The 16,825-nt window shown below is 36.0% G+C and carries 14 protein-coding genes; 11 read left to right on the plus strand and 3 right to left on the minus strand.

The genetic code is table 11. From position 1 onward, the window contains the following. Nucleotides 1-105: 105 nt before the first annotated feature. Nucleotides 106-1,296 carry a response regulator gene (locus tag CYAN10605_RS17200; RefSeq protein WP_015221216.1) on the plus strand — a complete coding sequence of 397 codons (1,191 nt, stop codon included), beginning with the start codon at nucleotides 106-108 and terminating at the stop codon, nucleotides 1,294-1,296. Between the two features lie 16 nt (nucleotides 1,297-1,312). Further along, nucleotides 1,313-2,299, plus strand: a complete 987-nt coding sequence (locus CYAN10605_RS17205; protein WP_015221217.1) for a GGDEF domain-containing response regulator — start codon at nucleotides 1,313-1,315, stop codon at nucleotides 2,297-2,299. A 97-nt stretch (nucleotides 2,300-2,396) separates the two neighbouring features. Here the strand turns inward: CYAN10605_RS17205 and gghA are convergent, their stop codons facing one another. The 3 genes from gghA to CYAN10605_RS17220 form a co-directional block, all read right to left on the minus strand. Further along, entirely contained in the window at nucleotides 2,397-4,907 is a 2,511-nt protein-coding gene (gghA, locus tag CYAN10605_RS17210) for a glucosylglycerol hydrolase (protein WP_015221218.1), read from the minus strand. Between the two features lie 45 nt (nucleotides 4,908-4,952). After that, a complete protein-coding gene (locus CYAN10605_RS17215; RefSeq protein WP_241212786.1) occupies nucleotides 4,953-5,678 on the minus strand; it encodes an IS200/IS605 family accessory protein TnpB-related protein in 726 nt (241 codons plus the stop codon). 320 nt (nucleotides 5,679-5,998) lie between these two features. Then, nucleotides 5,999-6,253 carry a HypC/HybG/HupF family hydrogenase formation chaperone gene (locus CYAN10605_RS17220; protein ID WP_015221220.1) on the minus strand — a complete coding sequence of 85 codons (255 nt, stop codon included), beginning with the start codon at nucleotides 6,251-6,253 and terminating at the stop codon, nucleotides 5,999-6,001. Nucleotides 6,254-6,370: 117 nt separating this feature from the next. Between CYAN10605_RS17220 and CYAN10605_RS17225 the strand changes: the two genes are divergently transcribed. The 9 genes from CYAN10605_RS17225 (at nucleotide 6,371) to CYAN10605_RS17265 (ending at nucleotide 16,572) form a co-directional block, all read left to right on the plus strand. Beyond that, nucleotides 6,371-6,691: a four helix bundle protein gene (locus CYAN10605_RS17225; RefSeq protein WP_051018170.1), complete on the plus strand. Its 321-nt coding sequence runs from the start codon at nucleotides 6,371-6,373 to the stop codon at nucleotides 6,689-6,691. Nucleotides 6,692-7,072: 381 nt separating this feature from the next. After that, complete coding sequence (gene hoxE, locus CYAN10605_RS17230; protein ID WP_190275004.1) at nucleotides 7,073-7,579, plus strand: bidirectional hydrogenase complex protein HoxE; 507 nt, start codon at nucleotides 7,073-7,075, stop codon at nucleotides 7,577-7,579. A gap of 6 nt (nucleotides 7,580-7,585) precedes the next feature. Continuing rightward, nucleotides 7,586-9,175 carry a NuoF family protein gene (locus tag CYAN10605_RS17235; RefSeq protein ID WP_015221223.1) on the plus strand — a complete coding sequence of 530 codons (1,590 nt, stop codon included), beginning with the start codon at nucleotides 7,586-7,588 and terminating at the stop codon, nucleotides 9,173-9,175. Between the two features lie 89 nt (nucleotides 9,176-9,264). Then, nucleotides 9,265-9,510 carry a hypothetical protein gene (locus CYAN10605_RS17240; protein WP_015221224.1) on the plus strand — a complete coding sequence of 82 codons (246 nt, stop codon included), beginning with the start codon at nucleotides 9,265-9,267 and terminating at the stop codon, nucleotides 9,508-9,510. 241 nt (nucleotides 9,511-9,751) lie between these two features. Beyond that, the gene (gene hoxU / locus CYAN10605_RS17245) at nucleotides 9,752-10,468 is read left to right on the plus strand and encodes a bidirectional hydrogenase complex protein HoxU (RefSeq protein ID WP_015221225.1); all 717 of its coding nucleotides are present in this window, start codon (nucleotides 9,752-9,754) and stop codon (nucleotides 10,466-10,468) included. Continuing rightward, nucleotides 10,456-11,004 (plus strand): NADH-quinone oxidoreductase subunit B family protein, encoded by a 549-nt coding sequence (locus tag CYAN10605_RS17250; protein ID WP_015221226.1) that lies wholly within the window; start codon nucleotides 10,456-10,458, stop codon nucleotides 11,002-11,004. The genes hoxU and CYAN10605_RS17250 overlap by 13 nt, the downstream gene beginning before the upstream one ends. Nucleotides 11,005-11,067: 63 nt before the next feature. Next, nucleotides 11,068-11,727, plus strand: a complete 660-nt coding sequence (locus tag CYAN10605_RS17255) for a Uma2 family endonuclease (RefSeq protein ID WP_015221227.1) — start codon at nucleotides 11,068-11,070, stop codon at nucleotides 11,725-11,727. 101 nt (nucleotides 11,728-11,828) lie between these two features. Then, on the plus strand, nucleotides 11,829-15,065 hold the full coding sequence (locus tag CYAN10605_RS17260; protein ID WP_015221228.1) for a type ISP restriction/modification enzyme: 3,237 nt from the start codon (nucleotides 11,829-11,831) through the stop codon (nucleotides 15,063-15,065). A 76-nt stretch (nucleotides 15,066-15,141) separates the two neighbouring features. Then, complete coding sequence (locus CYAN10605_RS17265; RefSeq protein WP_015221229.1) at nucleotides 15,142-16,572, plus strand: Ni/Fe hydrogenase subunit alpha; 1,431 nt, start codon at nucleotides 15,142-15,144, stop codon at nucleotides 16,570-16,572. Nucleotides 16,573-16,825: the final 253 nt, after the last annotated feature.

Here is a 16,825-nt window from a genome sequence, read left to right on the forward strand (position 1 = left end):
TCGGATTGTAGGTATTGGATTTTAGATGATAATTACTAATTCCTAATTGAAATATTATACTAAGATCAACATAATTAAAGCTCGAATAGATTTGATATACCACTAATGGAAACGCCAAACCAAGAAAATCATAGTAGTATTCCCATTAAAGGTTTTGTGGCATCAAAACAAAGTTATCTGTTTAATGTTTTGAAAAAGCATCAGTTTAGTGGTGAATTACAGTTAGTACATCCGGGAAAAGAACAATGGCGATTTTATCTTTATATGGGTAGATTGATTTGTGCTACAGGAGGGAATCATTCTGTCAGGCGTTGGCGTCGTAATTTAGCGGCTTTTCTTCCAGAAGTGGCATCAGATCAAGTTTTTTTAGAGCAGGAAATAAAATCTATCTCTTCGGACAAGATTAAGTTTTGTTGGGAATATGAGTTGGTGCGTCATTGGCTTTTAGAAGGCAAAGTTGGTAGAGATGGCGTTATCAAAATGGTGAATAATATCTTTATCGAGATTTTTTTTGATCTCAATCAAACTCTGGAAATCAGTTTTTTTCTTAATAGTAAGGTACATATTCCCCTTGAGGAGCAAATTTGTCTTCTTGACGCAAGTCAAGTTATCGTACCCGCATGGCAACAATGGCAACAATGGGTTAACTTAAGATTAGGTGATCGCAGTCCTAACAAAGCCCCTGTAATACGCTCTGCAAAACAATTACAAGCAAAAACATCACCGAAAACCTATGAAATTTTCCAAAAATTATTCAATGGTAGGAACACTCTAAGAGATTTAGCGGTACAATTTAAACGGGATTTACCCCAGTTTAGTAGTTCTTTACTCCCCTATATTCAACAAGGTTACATTGATTTAGTTTCTGTGGCTGATTTACCTGCACCCATTTCCCCAGTTACAGAAGTCCAAGAAGCGGAAACAGCAACACCATTGATTGCTTGTATCGATGATAGCCCTCTAATTTGCGAAACCATGAATATTATTCTTAAAAAAGCTGGATACAGATTTTTAGGTATTACAGAACCCCTAAAGGCGATCGCCAAAATTTTAGCCTCAAAACCAGATATGATTTTTTTAGACTTAGTAATGCCAGATACTAACGGTTATGAGATTTGTGCCAGTTTACGCAAATTATCTCTTTTCCGCAATACTCCGATCATCATTTTAACTTCTAATGACGGCATGATTGAAAGAGTGAGGAGTAAAATAATTGGTGCTTCAGATTTTATGGCAAAACCAATTAATCCCGAAGAAGTATTAGTCATCGTCAATAAACATTTATCGCCCCTTTAAAACTAATGGTAAAAATATGAATTATGATGTTTTGATAGTTGATGATATTGTCAATAATATTCAGTTGTTAAAAAAGATTTTTGCCACTCAAGGTTATCATGTCCGTCAAGCTAATAACGGTTCTCATGCCCTAGAAGAAATCGCCAAAAAAAAACCAGATTTGATTCTTTTAGATATAAATATGCCCGGAATTAATGGCTATCAAGTTTGTGAAATTATTAAGTCTAATTCCATCACCCAAGAAATTCCCATTATTTTTCTTAGTGGGTGCGATCGTTCAGATGATAAAATCAGAGCCTTTAACTTAGGTGGAGCGGACTACATTACAAAACCATTTTACCCCGAAGAAGTTTTAATTAGAACTAAAAATCAGTTAACAATTCAAGAACAAAAAAAACAACTAATTAATCAAAATCTTTCCCTCCAAAAAGAAATAGAAAAAAGAAAAAAAGCAGAGGCATCCCTACGCCAAGCAAATAAAAAATTAGAAGAATTAGCAATCATTGACGATCTAACAAAAGTTTCTAACCGCCGTCATTTCAATCAATATTTATCTCAACAATGGCAACAAATGAAAAGAGAACAAAAACCCCTTTCTCTCCTAATTTGTGATATAGATCACTTTAAACTCTATAACGACACCTATGGTCATCAAAAAGGAGATGAATGTTTACGTTGCGTTGCTCAAATACTATCATCTAGTACCAAAAGAAAAACAGACTTACTCGCCCGTTATGGCGGAGAAGAATTTGCCATGATTCTACCCTACTCTTCTTGGCAAGGGGCATTACATTTAGGAAAATTGATTTGTGACCAAGTTTTAGGGGCAAAAATTCCTCACGAAACCTCAAATACATCTGAATATGTAACCCTAAGTGTTGGGGCTAGTTGCACTATTCCTGACCAAAAAAATAACCCTGATGATTTATTAAAAAATGCAGATAAAGCCTTATATCAGTCAAAAACAAAGGGAAGAAACCAAGTTAATGTTCTTTTAGGATAACTCCATTGAAGGAGAAAAGGGCAAAGTGAATAGTTGATAATTAAAAATTAAGAATTAAAAACCCTTGTACGGGCGAATGGCCATTCGCCCCTACTTATTACTTATTACTTATTTCTTGTTTCTTGCTTTTGAGCAAAAATCCCTGACTTTGTGCCAGAGGAAAACAGTTTAAATCTTTGATGTCATCTGGGGGTGATAAATTCGGAGTTGTAAAAACAATCTCCCATTCATCTACATCTAGTTGTAACCAGTCTAAAAGATTGATTTCTCTTGATTTTCCTTCTAGGTTTACTACTAATGCCAATTTTTCATCTGTATTATCGGGATTATTCCGAATGCCATAAAAGATTGTTGCACCATCTTCACTAATACGATTGAAGCGATCGCTTCCTTGTATATTATTGTGTAGCCAATTATGTTGAGAGCGAAAATGTCGCAGAGACAAATTAAATTGGGTGTAGGCAGGATCTACTTTTTCAAAATAATGAGATACATTACACACTTGATAACAGTCTTCCATAAACATATTAGCCCATTGTTTGAGGCGATCGCTGTCTAAACTTTGGAGAAAATCAATCATTTCTGCTTGTTTGAGAAATTTAAGGGTTTCTAAGTCGCAATAAGCACCATCAACTTCTTTAAAACAACTCTGACAGGCTAAAATAACTTCTTCTAAGTCATAATCTTTAGCAATCATCGTCGAGTTGAGAGTGTGGGTAAATTCCTTCAACTGATGCAATTCTCTAAATCCCCAAGACTTCATACGGGTAAAGACATCATCTCTTTGATATAACTGCTCAGTAATGCGCCAATCAAGAAAACCCACCTCCTCACAAACCACTTTTACCCCATATTCTTCATCGGTATTACGGAAAAACATCCAAGGGGTGTGCATCAAAACATTGATAAAATCCATAGGTAAACCCGGACTAAAACCATATACCCACAAAGCCACTGCTGGATTATCATAGGCATTATAAATAATTTCATTTAAAGAGTCTCCTAAGTACTCATTGACATCGGAATCCAAAGGTATTTGGTTTCCTCTCCTAAAAGTGTCATGATTACCACATCCAGTAATCCAATTTTGACCCTGAGTCATTACCTCACAAACCCGACTCCACTTTCTATCCCAAAAACCTTTTAAAGCAGGGGTATTATGGGCAAAAATTAAAGGACCCCATTGATAGGATTCTGATTTAAGTTTAATTAAGTCCAGATAGGTTGATTTTTCTTCCCAACCCTCTTCAGGCCAAGGCCTTCCGTCTTCAAAAATAGTAAATAATCGTCTTTTATAACCTTCTACTTCCTGAACCACGTCACTCATTGCCAGTAGATATTGATCATCATATTCCACTCGACCACTAAGAGGATTAAAAAAGCGAAAATCTTGTCCCCCATCGATTCTGATACCATCTGCCCCCGTATTGATTTTTCTTCTTTGCATTTCCAGTAGTAACGCCCTTACCATCGGCGATTGATGGTTTAAATCTTGTCCATACATATTCGGACCTTTGAAAAAGAGACGGTTTACCAGTAATTCCCCTTGGTTATCGGCATGACCATAGACTAAATCATAAATTAATTTAATCGGCTTTTCCGGAAAATTGTGTAAAACACCAATAAAATCAAATAACTCATCTGGGCGTAAAGTTCCCAAAAAACTAGGGTTAGTCGCATTTGAACCAAGAATAGGAACATCATAACCCCAATTTTGAGTATTCGGTTTCGATAGTTTTACTACAATAGGCTCATGAGACAAATCGCGATCGAGTCCATTAACATCAGTGGTAATATGAAACATGGTGCTATGATTGCTGAAATCTCGTCGATATTCAATGGTTGGTTCAACGGGTAATAATTGAATGGCATCATAACCCACATAATTTTGCTCATAGGGAGAAAGGGTTTGATTTTTACGAATTTTATCGCCAATGGTGCGGTAAAGGTGAGTTAATCCTTCAAAAGTTCCCTCCTGAGTAGCAGTGCCTACATGAAGTTGTAGAATATGTCTTGGATCTGACACCCTAGGTATTTTCTTATCCCTAATGGTACCTGTATGCTTAAAATAGTCTATGTCCGCCCTTTCCTTTTGTAAACTGTCAATATCATAAAGCTCGGCAGGGGCAAAGATACCATAAGGCAGGGAATAAGCCATAACATCCCTGATAATCTCAACTTTTCCCGAAGGAGTAACGTATCTTAACCAATAAAAAGATCCTGCATTATCTCTTGTTCCAGCTTGTAATCCTGCAATTACTCCCCAAAAGTAAATATCATATCTCTCCAAACAGACGCAATCTCTCCTAAATTTAATATTTTGAGAAGGTTTACGCCAATCAATTTTTTCAAGGGGAGTAAAAATTTCTAAGTAAATATCTTTGGGGTGAAGCACTTCCCTCATTAACTTGGGAGTCCAAAAACCTATTTCTGTTAAACCATCACTACGATAATGCGTCCCTAAACGGGTAACAATCTCTTGATTTTTCTCAAATATGGTTAAATCATCGGATTTTTCAATATTTTTAACCCATTTTATCAGTTTCTGAGTTTCTTCCTCTACTAAATAAACTAATTTGTTTTCTTCTTTTTTGTCTTCTATACCCATAGTTTTTATTTCTGGATGTATCTCGATCATCTTATAATAAACCGTTCACACAATCTGTAGAAAATTGAGATTGTGTGTTCGTAACGGATCATACGTTACTGGCATAAACGGCAATGCCATTAAGTCATGGCTATGAAAAGCATTTGACTTTACTTTTTCTTGTTGAAGATGTTTCCTGATGCAGTTGTAACTCCCGTTAACATCGGCATTAATCAATTTCCCTGTTGATGTTTTATACAATCCTCGCTTGATTCTTTTACCTGAGAATTTAGGTTTTTTCTCACCATAAGACGGTAATGTATCAAAGTCCAAAAAGGAAGATTGGCTAGTGTAACTTTCTTCTGTTACCACCACTTTGATTCCCATTAGTTCGCCTTTGTAGCAAAGCATTTCAATCAAACGAGCATGGGGAATGCTGACAAATTGCTGATTATTTTTTTTGCCTATGTTTATAGATTGTTTCCAATGATCATTTTTCCCAATTACTAAAGTACCAATGCTATTTAACAAGCACCAATCAATAACACGGCGAGACACTGTATGAAGATAATTATCAACTCTACTCCAGTCTTTGTGTGCCTGAAAATATCCCTTCCATGACTGATCGATACGTCTAATAATTTGCTTTGCGACTTTGGTATTTGGTAAAGCATAGTAAGCTGAGGTTTTAGATACTTGATGGTATAAATCATTGAATGACAACTTTTGTCCTGTTTGAAAGAAATGCTGTCTATAACGATAAGTGGAGAGATTATAAAGATTTTTGGACAAGTAGCATTGCTGATCAAAATACTGGTAGTATTTATGGTCAGGTCTGATGATATGTCTTTGGACTAATCTCAAGATTCACCTCCAGATACCACCGAAAGATGAGATTTTTTCTTTCTATTCTCACTGGCTCGTTTCCCGTATATCTTAGCACTCATAGAAGCCATCAAAGAAATAATATCTTCTACCAATTCAGCTTCATAACTTTTGGGTAATACTTCATCTAATACTTCTATAACTACACCATGACTGCTAAAAAAACTTTCTAAGAAAGAATAATTAAAACGGGTTAGCCTATCTCGGTAAATCAGTAATGTTGCACATTACAATTTAGCAACCCCTTCATCAAAATTCTTGATCGTAGCTAAATCATCTAGGGTTTGTTTGGCTTCTTGCTCATCTATAATACTCAATGCAAAACCCGCATGAACGATTACATAATCATTGATTTTTACTTCTGGAACATAAGCTAGACATACTTCTTTTATAATCCCTGCAAAACTTATTTTTCCCTTTAAATCTAAGAGATTATCACTAGATATTATCTCAATTACTTTTCCCGGAACTGCTAAACACATAGGTAAAAATTAAGGTTCTATTACTTTGAGTATGTAAATTATTGGTCTTTGGTAGGCAAGAGGCAAGAGGCAAAAGGCAAAAGTGTTAAAATATTTTTTGATATTAAAGACTTCAAGATGTCAGAGATAAAAGACTTTAAAGATTTAATAATTTGGCAAAAAGGGATGGAAATTGCTGAACAATGTTATTTTGTGACCAAAAAATTTCCAAAAGAAGAATTATACGGGATGGTTTTACAAATTAGAAAATCATCATCATCTATACCAGCAAATATATCTGAAGGTTATGGAAGAAAATCTTCGAGAGATTATAAGCGTTTTTTAAGCATAGCTCAGGGTTCTGTAAATGAAACAGAAACTCATCTTCTTTTATCCGCAAGAGTAGGCTTATGTACACTTAAAGATATAGAAACAATTATTAACAACTTGAAAGAATAAACTAGAATGATTTCTACTCTTATCAAAAAATTAAATTATTAAATACTCTTGCCTCCTGCCTTTTGCCTTTTGCCTCAATTTTAACTATTAATTTACTTGTCGTTAACTTAGTATATTTCTTGTCAGAATTTTATATCATAATTATTAAAAAACAAAAGCTAAATAGATTTATTCTCAATAACAAACTTGTGAAAAAAATTTAGTAAATGTTATTTTTAGTTAAGAATATTATCACTAAGTTAACAAAGAGATTTGAGCTTTTATATTCGTGTTAAATTGAAATTGGAAAACTAAGAAAAATTGCCTGAATTTCAATCGTAGCAAAGGTTTGACTTGTTCAAGGTTGGTTTTTCTTGGGGGCTTATTTTACTCAGAGGAATCATGACTACAACGATCGAATCTCCTGCGGAAAATACACAGGTGAAAGATAAACGATTCAAAATTTTAGATGTAGTTATCAAAAAAAATCACAGCAGACAAGATGCTTTAATTCAAGTTTTGCATAAAGCCCAATCAACTTTTGGTTATCTTGAAGATGATGTTTTAATCTATGTTGCTCGACAGTTAAAACTACCTCTTAGTGAAGTGTTTGGGGTGGCTACTTTTTACCATCTTTTTTCTTTAAAGCCTTCAGGTGCTCATAATTGCGTTGTTTGTTTGGGTACTGCCTGTTATGTAAAAGGTTCATCGGAATTACTGGAAAAACTGGCGGAGGCTACTGGGTTACAACAAGGGGAAACTTCTGCTGATGGCAAGGTATCTTTGCTTACTGCTCGTTGTATTGGGGCCTGTGGTTTAGCTCCTTCTGTGGTTTATGACGGTAAGGTATGCGGAAAACAAACCGCCGATGAGGTTGTCAAAAAAGTCACTAGCTGGTTACAGGAGTAAATAATAATGGAATTGCATGAACTACAGGCGATCGCACTTGAAACCGTTAACTCTCGTAAACCGATTCGGGTTTTATATTGTAATGCCGCAGGTTGTCAATCTTCAGGGGCGGCGGAAGTAGCTAAGGCTTTGGAAGATGCGATCGTATCTCAGAGATTAAAGGAAAAAGTTGATTTATGTGCCGTGGGTTGTATGCGTTTTTGCGGTAGAGGTTGCTTAGTAGATGTCAATGGAAAACTCTACGAAAATGTGCGACCAGAAGATGCTTATCTTATGATTCTAGCCCTACAAAATTCTCAAGTAAACCCCACTGCCCCAGAAGGAGACTATAATCATCCTTTCTTTGCCTTACAAATGCCCGTTGTCTTAGAAAATAGTGGCAAAATTGACCCTGAGAAAATCGAAGATTACATCGCTGTTGGTGGTTATCAACAGTTATATCATGTTCTTCATGAAATGACCCCCGAAGAAGTCGTCAAAGAAATTACCATCAGTGGATTAAGAGGCAGAGGTGGAGGAGGTTATCCTACTGGCTTAAAATGGGCAACCGTGGCGAAAATGCCTAATGAGCAGAAATATGTAGTTTGTAATGCGGATGAAGGTGATCCCGGTGCATTTATGGATCGTAGTGTCTTAGAAAGTGATCCTCATCGTATTATTGAAGGAATGGCGATCGCCGCTTATGCGGTGGGAGCAAATGAAGGATATATTTATGTTCGGGCAGAATATCCTCTAGCCATAGCCCGATTACAAAAAGCCATTCAACAGGCAAAACGCAAAGACTTGCTAGGGACACAGATATTTGATAGTCTCTTTGACTTTAAAGTAGAAATTCGAGTTGGAGCAGGGGCATTCGTTTGTGGCGAAGAAACAGCCCTTATCGCCTCCATCGAAGGGAAAAGAGGAAATCCCACCCCTCGCCCCCCCTACCCTGCCCAGTCAGGTTTATGGGGAAGCCCAACCCTCATTAATAACGTGGAAACCTTCGCCAGTGTTGTACCAATTATTCGTCAGGGAGGGACATGGTATAGCAGTATTGGCACAGCTACCAGTAAAGGTACAAAAGTTTTTGCTTTGACGGGAAAAGTCCAGAATACAGGCTTAATTGAAGTACCCATGGGAACTACTATTCGGCAAATTGTCATGGAAATGGGGGGAGGAGTCACAGATAACGCCCAAGTTAAAGCAGTGCAAACGGGAGGACCTTCTGGGGGATGTATTCCTTTTGAGCTTTTTGATACCCCTGTGGACTATGAATCACTGAGGGAATTAGGCACAATGATGGGTTCTGGGGGAATGATTGTTATCGATGAAGATACTAATATGGTGGGATTAGCCCGATTTTATATGGAATTTTGTCGGGGGGAAACCTGCGGTAAATGTATTCCTTGTCGTACGGGTACTGTGCAACTATATCAAATGTTGACAAAAATCCTCAACGGCGAAGCCACAGAAAAAGACTTACAAGCATTAAGACATCTATCAGAAATGGTGAAAGCTACTAGCCTTTGTGGTTTAGGACAAACCGCCCCGAATCCTGTCTTAAGCACCCTGAAATATTTTGAAAATGAATATCAGGAGTTGTTGAAAGTTTAAGCAATAAGTAGAGTAAATAAGTAATAAATAAGCAATTATACGCTGTTTCCTTTTCACAACCCATAGTTCACATTCATCATCTTTGCTTTATGACAACAACATTTTCTCCAAAAATTGTCACAGATACATGGATAGAAGCCTCTTGGGGTGACTTTATAGAAGCAACGGCAAACCCAGACTATCAGAAAGGGAAATGTTACTACTATAAAGGCAGGTTAAGAATTGAAATGTCACCAGTGGTAAATGATCACGCCAGTGATCACTCTATAATCAACAGTGCCATTAATCTTTATGCAGGTTTAGCGGGGATTAATTTGAACGGCTATGATAACTAGTGAATAATGAATAGTGAATAGTTGATAATTAAGAATTAAGAATTAAAAATTAAAAATTAAGAATTAAAAACTCTGAACACTCACTACTTTCTTCTAAAACCTAAAACCTGAAACCTGAAACCTGAAACCTGACACCTCTTTCATAACTCCGAACTCATTACTTGTTTCCCTCTCTCATCCCCTAAACACCCTGACACCTCTTCCCGAACCCAAATCATTCTTCATTCTTCATTCTTATCCTATGGCTGTAGTAACTTTAAAAATTGATGATATTGATGTTGCGATCGCATCTGGCAGTAGTATCCTAACGGCATCTAAGGAAGCAGGGGTCAAAATTCCGACACTCTGTCATTTAGAAGGAGTTTCCGATGTGGGGGCTTGTCGTTTATGCCTTGTACAAATTAAGGGTAGTGATAAACTTGTACCGAGTTGCATTACCGAAGTAAGGGAAGGGATGGAAGTATTTACTCAAACAGACATCCTCAAAGAATATCGTAAAATGACTGTGGAATTACTTTTTGCTGAAGGTAATCACATTTGTGCTACTTGTGTGGCAAATAATAATTGTCAGTTGCAGGATACTGCGGTAGAAGTAGGTATGGATCACAGTCGCTTTAACTACCGTTTCCCTGATCGAGATGTGGACTTGTCCCATCCCATGTTTGGTATTGATCATAATCGTTGTATTCTTTGTACCCGTTGTGTGAGAGTGTGTAGCGAAATCGAAGGCGCTCACGTTTGGAATGTGGGATTTCGGGGGGCGGCGGCAAAGATTATTAGTGGACTAAATCAGCCTTGGGGGGATGTCTCTGCTTGTACTTCCTGCGGTAAGTGTGTAGAAGCCTGTCCCACGGGTACTATTTTTCATAAGGGTGTAACCACGGCAGAAATGCACAAACACCCTGATAATATTGACTTTTTACATACAGCAAGGGAGAAACACCAATGGACAAGATAAAATTTGCCACGGTTTGGTTAGCAGGTTGTTCTGGTTGTCATATGTCTTTTCTCGACTTGGATGAGTTTTTATTTGATATAGCCGAAGCGGTGGATATGGTTTATAGCCCCGTTGCTAGTGATATTAAAGATTATCCTGATAATGTAGATGTCTGTCTCGTGGAAGGTGCGATCGCCAACGAGGAAAACTTAAAATTACTGCTTGAAGTACGCAGAAAAACTAAATTTTTAATCTCCTTCGGTGATTGTGCTGTGACAGCCAATGTACCTGCTATGAGGAATATGTTAAATGGCTCTGATCCTGTGTTAAAACGGTGTTATCTGGAGTTAAGCGATCACGGTGGTCAAATTCCTAAAGACCCCGAAATCGTGCCTCCATTATTGGAAAAAGTACAACCCATTCACCATGTGGTAGAGGTGGATTTATTCCTCCCCGGATGCCCTCCCTCTGCCCAAAGAATCAAAAATGCGATCGCACCTCTATTGAAAGGAGAAAAACCTATCATGGAAGGGCGAGACATGATCAAATTTGGTTAAAAAATTCCCCCCTTATTAAGGGGGAGGTAAGAGGGATCTGATATTGTTATTCAGGAAAAAAAGATGCTTTTAGCCTTAGAAAAAATTAACGTTTTAGAAGGTCAAACTTTGGTTATAAATGATGTTGATTGGAAGCAATTTGAACAAATATTAGAAGAATTAGGAGAGAAAAGAAATAGTAGAATTGCCTATCATCATAACATCCTAAAAATTATGACTCCATCCCTAGAATATGAACGGGATAAGGTTTTAATAAGCACTTTATTAGAGATTATTTTAGAGGAATTAGACATTGATTTTTGTTTAGGTTCAACAACCTTTAAAAGCGAAATATTGCAAAAAGGACTAGAACCTGATAACTGTTTTTACATTCAAAATGAAGCCAAAATTCGAGGTAAAAAAAGAATAGATTTAACCATAGATCCTCCTCCCGATTTAGCCTTAGAAGTGGATCTAACATCTCGTACTTATCCTCATATTTATTCGGCTTTAGGTGTTCCTGAATTGTGGCGTTTTGAAAAAGGTAATTTACAGATAAATGTTCTGAAAAATGGTCAATATATAGAGGTAGAATCTAGTCCTATTTGTCCTAATATTCCTTTAAAAAACTTAATTCCAGAATTTTTAAATCAGTGTAAAACTCAAGGAAGAAATAAAACCGTTAGAGCTTTTCGGACTTTAATTAAAGATTATACCATACACAATGGAAAAACCATTATATAATCGTTCGTAGTAAGCCTTTTAAGGCTTATTTATTAATCGTTAAAGCTGTGACGGGTTGAATAATATTCAACCCCTACAAACTTTTTGAGACAATTTAATTTATGGATGTTAATTATTATCTTCAAGAAATAGAAAATATTTTACAAAAAGGTAGTGAAAGAAGTCATTATCCTACCCTCAAAACTTTTATTGATACCGCTATGTTAGGGGTTAGTGCGGTTATTGAAGAAAAGGGTAATCAAGCTGGTATTCCTGATTTTACGGTTAGAAAAAACCACCGTGTTATTGGTTATATTGAAGCAAAAAAAATCAGTGAAAATTTAGATTTAATTCTCGAAACCGAGCAACTTCAGCGTTATTTAGATAGTGCGATCGCACTTAACTTTGTTTTGACTAATTTTTTAGAGTTTCGTTGGTATAAAAATGGTAAATTACAGCAAAAAATTATTATTGGTGAGGTAAAAAATAATCAAATTATAGCCACAAAAGAAGCGGATAAATTCATTGATTTAATCCATAATTTTCTTAGTAATGAAGGGAAAATAATTAACAACTATACCGAGTTAGCGATGGAAATGGCAACGGTAACAAAAGCCCTTTGTTATAGCATCGAATCTGCTTTAAAACAAGAGAATGAAACGGGAGAATTAAGACAATTAAAATTAGTATTTCAAGATTTATTATTACCTGATTTAGACAGCAATAATTTTGCTGATATGTACGCTCAAACTATTGCCTATGGCTTATTTACTGCTAGAATTGGGCATCATGAAAAAACCCCCTTAGCCCCCCTTAATAAAGGAGAAAATAATAATAAAAGTCTCCCCTCTACTGTGGGAGAGGGGTTGGGGGTGAGGGCAGAAAATTTTAATGATGAGTTTAATGCGGAAACCGCTAGTTATTATTTGAGTGATAATATCCCCTTTTTAAAAGGTTTATTTGATACCGTTATTAGTACCAATATCGCTGAAAAAATTAAGTGGGCAATTTCCCTTTTAATCGAACTTTTAGCTAATGCGGATATGGGTAATATTTTAGAAAATTTTGGTAGGGAAACGAAAAGAGAAGATCCCGTTGTGCATTTTTACGAGACTTTTTTATCCGCTTATTCTGCTAAATTAAGAAAAAATCGTGGGGTTTATTATACACCCGAACCTGTCGTTTATTTCATCGTCAAAGCTGTTAATGATGTGTTAGAAACTTACTTCTATTTAGATGATGGTTTAGCTAATACTCATGTTAATATTTTAGATCCCGCTACGGGGACAGGTACTTTTTTATACGAGATAATTAAACAAATTTATGAAAATTTTAACCGTTATGGTGTTAGAAATTGGCACGAATTATTAAAGCAAAAACGAGTCTTAAAAAGATTATTTGGTTTTGAGTTATTGATGACTCCCTATACCATTGCTCATTTAAAATTAGGTTTATTATTAAAAACTTTAGGTTATCGGTTTCAAGAGAAAGAAAGGCTTAATATTTTTCTTACTAATAGCTTAGATGAAGGTATCAAAAAATCAGAATTACTATTTGCTGAATATATCTCCCAAGAGGCAAACCAAGCCGCCGAAGTTAAGACGGAAACGCCCATTAATGTTGTCATTGGTAATCCCCCTTATGCTGGACATTCCGCTAATAAAGGTAGTTGGATTGATGGTTTAATCAAAGATTATTACCAAGTAGATGGTATGGATTTAAACGAAAAAAATCCGAAATGGTTGCAAGATGACTATGTAAAATTTATCAGATTTGGGCAGTGGAGAATTGAAAAAACTGGAGCAGGAATTTTGGCTTTTGTTACCAATCATGGTTATTTAGATAATCCAACTTTTCGGGGAATGCGTCAACAGTTAATGAATAGTTTTGATTGCATTTATTTAATTAATTTGCATGGTAATGCTAAGAAAAAAGAAGTTTCTCCCGATGGCACTCCTGATAAAAATGTGTTTGATATTCAACAGGGAGTTGCTATAATTATCGCCGTTAAAGATATTCCTAAAGACAAAAGTTTTTTAACTTTTAAAGGTGAACCTCATACCATCAAAAACGGTATTTATTATTATGATATGTGGGGAAGTCGTGAGAGTAAATATCAACAGTTAAAAGAGTTAAATTTATATGAGATTAACTGGGAAACCGTTAACCCTCAATCCCCTTTTTATCTTTTTACTCCTCAAGATACTTTCTTGTTAGAAGAATATAACCAAGGGTGGAAAATTACTGATATTATGCCTATTAATGTCTTAGGTTTTCAAACTCATCGAGATCATTTTGCTATTGATTTTGATAGAGACAAATTATATAATCGCATTGAGGAAATGAGAGATAAGAATATTTCTGATGATGAATATTACGAAAAATATAATTTAAAAGATAACCGAGATTGGAAACTAAAAAAAGCACGTCAAGAGATAAAAAATGATCCACAATGGGAAGATAAATTAATTGATTGTTTATATCGTCCTTTTGATTGGCGTTTCTGTTATTTTAGTTATGTTGCAATGGATTATCCTAGACGTGAATTAATGAATCATGTTATGGGCAAAGATAATTTATGTTTATTAACTTCAAGACAACAAGCAAATATCGGTTATCGACATTGTTGGGTTGCAGATTTTCCTCCCGAATCTTGTGTTGTTTCTACAACAAGTAGAGAAGGAAATCAAGTTTTTCCCCTTTATATTTATCCTGATACAGAAAATGGACAAATTTTAACGCAACAAGAAGAAAAACAAGCCAATTTTTCTCCTGAATTTCTTAAAGCTATTACGGATAAATTGGGTTATACACCTTCCCCTGAGATAATTTTTTATTATATTTATGCAGTTTTACATTCTCCTAACTATCGTCAAAGATACGCTCAATTTTTAAAGATAGATTTTCCCCGTATTCCTCTGACTAATAATCCAGATTTATTTAAGCAATTAGCAGAAAAAGGAGAGATTTTAGTTAATCTTCATCTAATGAAAAAGTTACCGGATATTAAAACTACTATGTCTAATTTTATCAGTAACGACAATTTACCAATTTTTACTCAAGAAAAGGGAGAATTTCACTATCAAGGGGATGATAAAAATGAGGTGACGCAGGTTAAATATGATGAAAATAAGCAACAAGTTATGATTAATAAAGATTGCTATTTTTGTGATGTGAATAAGTCGTTATGGGAGTTTAAAATTGGCGGTTATCAGGTGTTGGAAAAATGGTTAAAGGATAGAAAAAAAGAAAATATTAGTCTCACAGAAAAGGATATTATTCACTATCAAAATATCTTAATTGTTTTACAGAAGACGATGGAAGTTATGAGGGAAATTGATGATATTTATAAATTCTGAATCATGCTTTACGAAACTTAATTAATTTAATCCCTAAAAAGCATCTAATATTTAAGTATAAATATAGGTAAAAACTATGGGTAAAACTGTTGTTATCGATCCTGTAACTCGCATCGAAGGTCATGCCAAAATATCCATTTATTTAGATGATCAAGGAGAAGTAAATAATGCCCGTTTTCATGTGGTAGAGTTTCGGGGTTTTGAAAAATTCTGCGAAGGTCGCCCCATGTTTGAAATGGCTGGAATTACTGCCCGTATTTGTGGAATTTGCCCTGTTAGTCATCTCCTCGCCTCCGCCAAAACTGGGGATAAAATTCTCGGTGTTAAAATTCTTCCCAGTGCGGAAAAACTGCGCCGTTTAATGAATTTAGCACAAATTACCCAATCCCACGCCCTTTCTTTTTTCCATCTTAGTAGCCCTGATTTTCTCCTCGGTTGGGATAGCAACCCCTCGACTCGTAATGTTTTTGGCTTAATGGCGGCTGATCCTGATTTGGCTCGTGCGGGTATTCGTTTACGCAGTTTTGGACAGAATATAATTGAATTACTGGGAGCAAGAAAAATTCATGCGGCATGGGCTGTGCCGGGAGGAGTGCGATCGCCTCTTTCTGAGTCTGGGCGACAGTGGATTATGGAAAATCTCCCTGAAGCGAAGCAAACCACTGAATTAGCTTTAAGTCTGCTTAAAAAGCTCTTAGATAGTCAATTAATCACGGAAATTGATACTTTTGGCAAATTTGACTCTTTATTTATGAGTTTGGTGGCGGACAACGGTAATTGGGAACACTACGGCGGACATATTCGCTTTGTAGATAGTCAAGGAAATATAGTTGCTGACAAGCTCAGTGAAGACAATTATCAAGATTATTTGGGGGAAGCGGTAGAAAGTTGGTCTTATCTCAAGTTTCCCTATTACAAACCTTTAGGCTACCCTGACGGTATATACAGAGTTGGTCCCCTTGCTCGTTTAAATGTCTGCGATCGCATCGGCACACCCCAAGCGGATCAAGAATTAAGGGAATTTCGTCACCGTGCGGGAGGACGAATCGCAACATCTTCTTTCTTTTACCACTATGCCCGTTTATTAGAAATTGTTGTTTGTTTAGAACATATTGAAATACTTATGAATGATCCTGATTTATTATCCCCCAAAGTGCGATCGCAAGCAGGAATTAACTTTTTAGAAGGTATTGGGGTAAGTGAAGCTCCCCGTGGCACACTTTTTCATCATTATCAAGTGGACGAAAACGGCTTAATTAAAAAAGTCAATTTGATTATTGCCACAGGGCAAAATAATCTCGTCATGAATAAAACCGTCACCCAGATAGCCAAACATTATATTCATGGTCTTGATATACCAGAAGAAATGCTCAACCGTGTAGAGGCAGGAATACGCTGTTTTGACCCTTGTTTGAGTTGTTCCACCCATGCCATCGGACAAATGCCCTTACAAATCGAATTAGTATCTTCCAAGGGAGAAGTTATCAATACCTGTCAAAGAGATTAATCAAAGTTCAGGGTTAGTTGAGGGATAAAGGCGTGGCTGTTTCACTCTAAAATCTTTGTTTAAGAGGGAGTAATGAGTAATGAGTTTTGATAATTTATTATGATTAATTGATTGTTTCAAGATTTTTGATTCTTACTTAAAATCTGCAAGTCAAAAATCCCCCCATCTCCCTCTCCCCTTATCTCCCGCTCTTTTTTCTTTCTCGAAAATGAAACAGCCCTGGGGATAAAGGAGGGTTTGTCTTTTGCCCTTT

Source organism: Cyanobacterium aponinum PCC 10605 (genome assembly GCF_000317675.1).
Lineage (GTDB): Bacteria > Cyanobacteriota > Cyanobacteriia > Cyanobacteriales > Cyanobacteriaceae > PCC-10605.

Bases quoted from the DNA above. Each gene is read 5' to 3' on its own strand.
- CYAN10605_RS17200 (WP_015221216.1), top strand. From the start codon at position 106: ATGGAAACGCCAAACCAAGAAAATCATAGTAGTATTCCCATTAAAGGT.
- CYAN10605_RS17205 (WP_015221217.1), top strand. From the start codon at position 1,313: ATGAATTATGATGTTTTGATAGTTGATGATATTGTCAATAATATTCAG.
- gghA (WP_015221218.1), bottom strand. From the start codon at position 4,907: ATGGGTATAGAAGACAAAAAAGAAGAAAACAAATTAGTTTATTTAGTA.
- CYAN10605_RS17220 (WP_015221220.1), bottom strand. From the start codon at position 6,253: ATGTGTTTAGCAGTTCCGGGAAAAGTAATTGAGATAATATCTAGTGAT.
- CYAN10605_RS17225 (WP_051018170.1), top strand. From the start codon at position 6,371: ATGTCAGAGATAAAAGACTTTAAAGATTTAATAATTTGGCAAAAAGGG.
- hoxE (WP_190275004.1), top strand. From the start codon at position 7,073: ATGACTACAACGATCGAATCTCCTGCGGAAAATACACAGGTGAAAGAT.
- CYAN10605_RS17235 (WP_015221223.1), top strand. From the start codon at position 7,586: ATGGAATTGCATGAACTACAGGCGATCGCACTTGAAACCGTTAACTCT.
- CYAN10605_RS17240 (WP_015221224.1), top strand. From the start codon at position 9,265: ATGACAACAACATTTTCTCCAAAAATTGTCACAGATACATGGATAGAA.
- hoxU (WP_015221225.1), top strand. From the start codon at position 9,752: ATGGCTGTAGTAACTTTAAAAATTGATGATATTGATGTTGCGATCGCA.
- CYAN10605_RS17250 (WP_015221226.1), top strand. From the start codon at position 10,456: ATGGACAAGATAAAATTTGCCACGGTTTGGTTAGCAGGTTGTTCTGGT.
- CYAN10605_RS17255 (WP_015221227.1), top strand. From the start codon at position 11,068: ATGCTTTTAGCCTTAGAAAAAATTAACGTTTTAGAAGGTCAAACTTTG.
- CYAN10605_RS17260 (WP_015221228.1), top strand. From the start codon at position 11,829: ATGGATGTTAATTATTATCTTCAAGAAATAGAAAATATTTTACAAAAA.
- CYAN10605_RS17265 (WP_015221229.1), top strand. From the start codon at position 15,142: ATGGGTAAAACTGTTGTTATCGATCCTGTAACTCGCATCGAAGGTCAT.